General features: G+C 51.6%; 5 protein-coding genes. 3 read left to right on the top strand and 2 right to left on the bottom strand.

What is annotated here, in order from left to right; translation table 11 throughout:
- Positions 1 to 272 precede the first annotated feature (272 nt).
- Positions 273 to 662 (top strand): hypothetical protein, encoded by a 390-nt coding sequence (locus ACEW8P_RS17350; protein WP_373514336.1) that lies wholly within the window; start codon positions 273 to 275, stop codon positions 660 to 662.
- A gap of 89 nt (positions 663 to 751) precedes the next feature.
- Here the strand turns inward: ACEW8P_RS17350 and ACEW8P_RS17345 are convergent, their stop codons facing one another.
- Both ACEW8P_RS17345 and nagB read right to left on the bottom strand, forming a co-directional pair.
- Complete coding sequence (locus ACEW8P_RS17345) at positions 752 to 1837, bottom strand: glycoside hydrolase family 130 protein (protein ID WP_373514335.1); 1086 nt, start codon at positions 1835 to 1837, stop codon at positions 752 to 754.
- A 95-nt stretch (positions 1838 to 1932) separates the two neighbouring features.
- Positions 1933 to 3882: a glucosamine-6-phosphate deaminase gene (gene nagB / locus ACEW8P_RS17340; protein WP_373514337.1), complete on the bottom strand. Its 1950-nt coding sequence runs from the start codon at positions 3880 to 3882 to the stop codon at positions 1933 to 1935.
- Positions 3883 to 4174: 292 nt separating this feature from the next.
- Between nagB and glyA the strand changes: the two genes are divergently transcribed.
- Together glyA and tatC are read left to right on the top strand one after the other, a co-directional pair.
- Positions 4175 to 5461, top strand: a complete 1287-nt coding sequence (gene glyA / locus ACEW8P_RS17335) for a serine hydroxymethyltransferase (RefSeq protein WP_373514334.1) — start codon at positions 4175 to 4177, stop codon at positions 5459 to 5461.
- Positions 5462 to 5622: 161 nt separating this feature from the next.
- Positions 5623 to 6504 (top strand): twin-arginine translocase subunit TatC, encoded by an 882-nt coding sequence (gene tatC, locus ACEW8P_RS17330; protein WP_373514333.1) that lies wholly within the window; start codon positions 5623 to 5625, stop codon positions 6502 to 6504.
- Positions 6505 to 6734: the final 230 nt, after the last annotated feature.

Genomic DNA, 6734 nt, shown 5'->3' with positions numbered 1-6734 from the left:
CGATAAATTTATCGTAGCAAGTAATGAACGACTTGTTGTACTATTTATATAAACATAGCACTTTGCTAATATTATCGTAGGATTGTAAGATGAACTTTCCAGGATATGACTTTTGCTATTGACTTGCTTTCAGTGCTTTGGTACGTTTGCAATGTCAAGTTAAACGAAAAAGGCTTTCGCATGATCACTTTGAGAGTCGCCCAAGGCAAGATTAACCAAATATTAAAAAAGTCCAATTATTATTAATCGAATCTTAACAATCAATTACCTATATGAAAAGAATCATCCTAGTAGCCGCAGTATGGATGGGAGTATCCGCTGCCAGCACAATTACCGCCAAGAACATTGCCCCCACTTCAACCGAAGTGCGCGAGGAAGGTACCGTAAACATGACGGTAAAGACGTACAAAGACATGAAGTTCCGCCTCACGGTGCAAGACCTCACGAGCCGCCTGTACGTTGCCATCAAAAACGCCTCCGGGGAGGTACTTTACAGCGAGTACGCCCGGGGAACCGAGAACTACTCGAAGATTTTCGACCTGTCGAACCTGGCCGACGGTGCCTACGCCTTTGTGGTTGAAACTGACAAAGGTCGGGCCGAGAAAACCTTCATAATCAACACGGAAACCACGCGCGTCGTGACGTCCGTATCCGCCGAGTAATGCGGCGATGTAGCAGATCAACTTGCATCTTGCCCTGAAAAATCGAGTGCGGGCGTTCGGATTGACATCCCGAACGCCCGTTTTTTTTTCTAGCGCAAGGGCGCTGAGGCCACCGCGATTTTGGAATCTGCCGTGCCGTAGTAGAGCCACCAACGACCCCGATACGGCACCATCGACTCCACGAAGGTCACGTTGTTGACCTGCCCCGTGATTTCGTAAGGCTGGTCGGGCTTCATGAAATAACTTTTCGAGCGGTCAGTCAGGCGGTCGGGCGCATCACGGCTGAACAGGAATTGTCCGGCGGCGTAAGTACCATCCGGCAGATTGATGTCGCCATCTTTGGCATCGTTCATTCCGTTGTATATCAGCACGATGCCTCTGGACGTAATGATTGCGGGCGGGCCAGGTTCCAGGACGCGGTAGTCGAAGTTACCGGGCCGATACTCGGCTACGGCTTTCAGCGACTTATCGCCCTTTGTTAATGGATACCAGTTGATAAGGTCGTCGGAAGTGGCGATGAAAAGCTGCTGTTTATCGCCCCAGTACATCCAGTATTTGTCGCTGATCTTTGTGGCAATTAACCTGCCACCTACTCGGCGGCACACAATGGAGCCAGACTTCGACCATAAATCTTCGCCTCCGCCCCGCGTGAAGTTGTTGAACACCAGCCCGTACTTCGTCCAATGTTCGAGATCGGGCGACATCGCCACGCATAGCCGCGCCTTGTCGCCGTCATAGGCGGTGTAGGTCATCACGTATTGTCCTTCGACGGTCTCGACCACGCGCGGGTCTTCGATGCCTCCCTCCCACTCGTACTTTCTCATGAAATCATTGTCGGGATACAGCACGGGCTTGGGCATCCGCTTGAAGTGCAGCCCGTCGGTGCTGGTAGCCAGCCCGATGCGGGAGGTACCGTTGTACTTTCCGACTTCGTCTTCGGCGCGGTAGATCAGGTAAATCTTGCCCTTCCGCACCACCGCCGCCGGATTGAAGACGTCTTTTATTTCCCACTTGACTGTTTCACCCCGCACCGGGCAGTCGAAGGTCGTGGTAGTCAGCGGTGTCAAAACCGGATTGGCGGAATTATGCTTACTGAACGGGCCGATGAGCCACGATTGGGCGGTGAGGGAAGTGCTCAGAAAAAGTGCGCAGAACAAGAAAGGAAATAATTTCATACGATTTATCTAAATGCAAAACTTCCAGAAAGCTCAAAGTTTTCTGGAAATTATGTATGGTTTCTTGACTACTTTAATTCACTTTCACCTCTAAATTAAAACCTCCACCGTACAAACGCTTCCATCGCCTCGTACTCGGCCAGACCAAGCTGATCGTAAAGATTTGCGGTTCCCTGATTGCGCTCTTCGGCTCGCTGCCAAAACTCCCGCGAATCTTCGCCCTGGAATACCACCCCGTCCTTTTGCGATTGGTGTTTAAAAATACCCATGCGCTTTTTGAGTACCTGGTCAGGACTCATCGGTACGGCCATTTCAATTTCGTGAATATCCCACTCGGCCCAGGCACCGCGATAGAGCCATATCCAGCAGTCTTTCATGAAATTCTTGTGCTTCAAGCGCCCGACGGCCGCTTCGATGGCGTCCCAGCACACCTTGTGAGTACCGTGCGGATCGGCAAAATCGCCCGCCGCATAAATTTGGTGCGGCTTTATTTCCTTAATTATGTCTTCGATGATGACGATATCTTCCTCGCCAAGCGGTTTTTTCTGCACCGTTCCCGATTCATAGAAGGGCAAGTCCAGAAAGTGTACCTGCGCATCGGGGACACCTACAAATCGACAGGTAGCCTTGGCTTCGCCCCGACGGATAAGGCCCTTGACATGCCGTACCTCGGGCGTGTCCATTTCGCTGTCTTTTTTGGTCTTTAAGAACTCTTTGGCGTCGTGGAAAATCTTGTTGGTGATATCCGTATTCTCGATGGAGAAACGCCTGTTGAAATCCACCACGAAGTCGATGAAGCGCAGCGCCTCATCGTCGGCTACGGCGATGTTGCCCGAGGTTTGGTAGGCCACGTGGACTTCGTGGTTTTGATCCACAAGTCGCTGGAAAGTACCACCCATCGAGATGATGTCGTCGTCGGGGTGCGGACTAAAAATGATGATTTTCTTGCGGGCCGGGTCCTTACGCTCGGGACGATTGGTATCGTCAGCGTCAGGCTTTCCACCGGGCCAGCCAGTGATGGTATGCTGCAACTGGTTGAAAATGTCAATGTTGATCTCATAACCCGCCCCGGACTGCGCCAGCAGATCGCTCATGCCGTTGTCGTTGTAGTCCTTATCAGTCAGTTTCAGGATGGGTTTGTGTTGACTCTGCGAGAGGTATGTGACCGCTTTCTTGACCATCTTGTTGTCCCAAACTACTGAATCCACCGCCCAGGGCGTTTTCATGCGGGTCAGTTCGGAAGCTGCCCTTTCGTCGATCACAAAAAGGGCGTTCGGATGAGCTTGCAGGTAGGAAGCTGGATTACGTTCGGTTACGGGGCCTTCCACCGCGCTGCGTAGCACGGGTGCTTTGCGCTCGCCCCAAGCCAAGAGTACGATGCGCTTGGCGTTCATGATGGGTGCGATACCCATTGTAATGGCCTTACGCGGCACCTGCGACAAGCCGCCAAACTCCATTGCGGCGGCGGCGCGGGTCGAGTGGTCAAGGGCAATGAGTCGGGTGCGGGCGTTGATAAGCGAGCCGGGTTCATTGAAACCCACGTGGCCATTGCCGCCGATACCGAGTAGCTGAAAGTCAAGACCACCCGCCTGGTTGATTTTGTTTTCGTAGGCGCGGCAGTGCTCCTTAATCTGCGACGCCGGGATGGTACCATCTGGCAAGAAATAGTTCTCTTTGGGAATATCCACCAGATCGAACAATTGTTCCTTCATGAACCGATGGTAACTATGGATGGAGTCTGGCTCCATTGGGTAGTACTCATCGAGGTTAAAGGAAATTACATTTTTGAAACTCAGCCCTTCCTCGCGGTGCATCCGCACGAGTTCGGCGTACACCGTCTTGGGCGACGAACCCGTAGCCAGCCCCAGCACACAGGACTTTTTGTCGCGCTGCTTCTGGCGAATCAAGTCGGCGATTTCGTGCGCCACCGCCAGCGAGGCCGCACGGGAATCTTCGTAGATGTGCGTCGGAATTTTTTCGTAGGTAATCGGCTGACCGATACTGCCGCTGGTCTTGGAAGCCATACCCTGGTCGGCGGCTTGCATAAGAATGGCTTCGGAACTGAGAGTTGGAGAATCCATAGAGGGATTAAGGGTAAAGTTTTTACAGAAAATAGGCTGACGCACATTACACGTGCTTGGCCACAAAACTACAAGGTACCATTTTTAATAAAAAAATTTAAGAAATACCTAAAATTGAATCAAACACTAAGTTAATCAATCGAATAGTGGAATCTACTTTCAACGTCAGGTTTCATTCCTACTTTTTTAGCACGTATTTTTGGGAAAAATTTCTGAGAGACACATAAATTCGTAGACTTCATACCTATAAAATCCCATGACCACGCTCACCCAAGCTGCCCGCGACACGCAAGTATTCGACCTTATCGATAAAGAACTGCACCGCCAGAAATCAGGCATCGAACTGATTGCTTCGGAAAACTTCACTTCCAAACAGGTTATGGAAGCCTCGGGAAGCTGCCTGACCAATAAGTACGCGGAAGGCCTACCCGGCAAGCGCTATTACGGGGGCTGCGAGGTAGTGGACGAGATTGAGCAGATCGCTATTGATCGAGCGAAGGAACTGTTCGGTGCTTCATGGGCTAACGTACAGCCCCACTCGGGGGCGCAAGCCAATACTGCGGTATTCCTGGCCTGTCTCAATCCGGGCGATAAAATCATGGGCTTCGACCTGGCTCACGGCGGACACCTGTCACACGGCTCGCCAGTCAACATTTCAGGCAAGTACTTTCAGCCCGTTTTTTACGGCGTGGAACCTGATAGCGGTCTTATCGATTGGGATAAAGTAGAGCAAACCGCCGTTCGAGAAAAGCCGAAACTACTTATTTGTGGGGCATCGGCGTACAGTCGCGACTGGGACTATGTCCGGCTGCGGGCCATTGCCGACCAAGTAGGAGCGGTGCTGCTGGCCGATATTTCGCACCCCGCCGGACTCATCGCTAAAGGCTTGCTCAACGACGCGCTGGAACACAGTCACATCGTGACCACCACCACTCACAAAACCCTGCGCGGGCCGCGTGGCGGCCTGATTATGCTGCGCCATGATTTTGAGAATCCCTTCGGCATCACGACCAGCAAGGGCAAAACGCGTACTATGTCGTCGCTGCTGGACTCGGGCGTTTTCCCCGGTACGCAGGGTGGTCCGCTGGAACACGTCATTGCCGCCAAGGCTATTGCTTTCGGTGAGGCACTGAGCGAAGAATACTACAATTACGCCGTGCAGGTGCAGAAAAACGCGCAGGCAATGGCAAAGGCATTTTTGGAAAAAGGCTACCAAATCATTTCCGGCGGCACTGACAACCACATGATGCTGATTGATCTGCGCCCTAAGAGCCTAACCGGAAAGTTGGCAGAAAATACGCTCATCAAGGCTGATATTACGATCAACAAAAACATGGTTCCTTTCGACGACCAATCGCCCATGGTGACCTCAGGCATGCGCGTCGGCACCGCCGCGATGACGACCCGCGGCCTGGTCGAAAACGACATGGAGCGTATCGTAGACCTCGTTGACGAAGTCCTCACTCACCACGATGATGAGGCCAAAATCTCCGCCGCCAAGCAGGAAGTGAATGACTGGATGGCAAAGGTGCCGCTCTATTAATTTGGAATGAGTGGATTAATGACCGGGTCGCCGGAGCGATATCGGACGGAGTCGCCCGGCGATATATATTCACCAATTCCGACATTCACTAATTCAAAATTCTCTTTAAGTGCGTACTTTCGCGCTTTGAAGATTTTACGAGAAAGAAGAATACCCATAAAATGGCCCTAGATCAGGAATTTGAAGAAGAGCTGGACGAGGAGGAAGGACAGGAGATGTCTTTTCTACAACACCTGGAAGAACTACGCTGGAATATTATTCGGGCGGTAGCTTCTGTACTGGTATTCGCCATTCTGGGCTGGACGTACATCGAGGAAGTCTATCACTATGTTATCATCGCTCCGGCCCAGACTGATTTCTGGACGTACCGGATGATGTGCAAACTAGGTAAAGCGGTGGGCGCCGAAGGGCTCTGCATTGACAAGATCGACTTTGAGTTGCAGGCCCTTGGTGTGGGCGAGCAATTTTCGATGGCCCTTACCTCCTCGGTGATTATCGGTTTGGTTTTTGCCTTCCCCTACGCTTTCTGGGAGATCTGGCGATTCATCAAGCCAGGGCTGAAAAGGTACGAGCGCAAGGCGGCGCGCGGCGCGGTGTTCTACGTCACCTTCCTGTTTTTCTCGGGCGTCCTCTTTGGCTACTATATCGTTACGCCGCTGGCGCTGAACTTCCTGGCTAATTTTAAGCTGGACGAATCCATCATTAATGAATTCAGCATCAGTTCTTATATTGGTATGGTCGCCACGCTGACGCTAGCTTGCGGACTGGCTTTCCAACTACCCGTAGTCGTGTTTGTACTGTCGCGTGTCGGTATCCTGACGCCCGCCTGGATGCGGGAATACCGCCGCCACGCTCTGATTGTTATTCTGATCGCGGCGGCCATCATTACACCTTCCGCCGACATTTATAGCCAAATCCTCGTCGCCCTGCCGCTGACACTGCTCTACGAAGTAAGTATCATCGTTTCGGGACGAGTGCAAAAAGCAAAAGCAAAAGAAGAAGCAAGGCTCGCAAAAATCAATGAAAGAATGAATGAGCAATAGAATGGATGTCGGTATCGGTGTTTCTGAGTTCCCAGATGCATTATTCCCACATTCACTAATTCACTAATTAAAAATTAAGAAGCACCTCAGCCAGTCGATCGAGGTCTTCTTTTTTGTGCTGGGCGGTAACGACCAGGCGTACGATAGCCGGGTCGGTAGGCTTTGGATAAGAGAAATGGGAAGTCAGAATTCCGTTTTCAAAAAGATGAGGATACAGACTCGGGTCGCGG

This window comes from Persicitalea sp. (assembly GCF_041751555.1).
In the GTDB taxonomy this organism is placed as follows: Bacteria; Bacteroidota; Bacteroidia; order Cytophagales; family Spirosomataceae; genus Persicitalea.
The sequence above is the reverse complement of the archived record's forward strand: the minus strand, read 5'-3'. Positions and strand labels throughout refer to the sequence as shown.